Raw genomic sequence first — 280 nt, 5'->3', positions numbered from 1 at the left:
CTGTAGGGTGGTAAGAATAGAAGCCTGTGACCGTACCTATTCAGCAGTCTTTGTACTCGTTTGTGAAATCTGGCGTTATCCATCACAATCACACATTTGGTTTTAAGACTTGGGATTAGCTTGTGTTTGCACCAGTGATAGAAGACGATGCTGTTGATGTTGTGCTTAAAGTAATCTAGGGCAAACAGCATCTTTTCATATAGAGCACCGATAACGTTGGTTCGCCTTTTACCTTGCCAGTTGTAGCTATCGATACAAGGCTCACCAATCGGTGCATAGC

The 280-nt window shown here is 43.2% G+C and carries 1 protein-coding gene; it reads right to left on the bottom strand.

Annotated features, from left to right (window positions below; genetic code table 11):
- Positions 1 to 280 (bottom strand): transposase (locus AAEY75_RS14725; RefSeq protein ID WP_352259983.1); only part of this gene is annotated, 280 nt, incomplete at both ends.

The sequence above is a fragment of the Psychrobacter sp. TB55-MNA-CIBAN-0194 genome, assembly GCF_040309505.1.
Classification (GTDB): domain Bacteria; phylum Pseudomonadota; class Gammaproteobacteria; order Pseudomonadales; family Moraxellaceae; genus Psychrobacter; species Psychrobacter fozii.
This window is presented reverse-complemented; position numbering and strand designations above follow the sequence as displayed.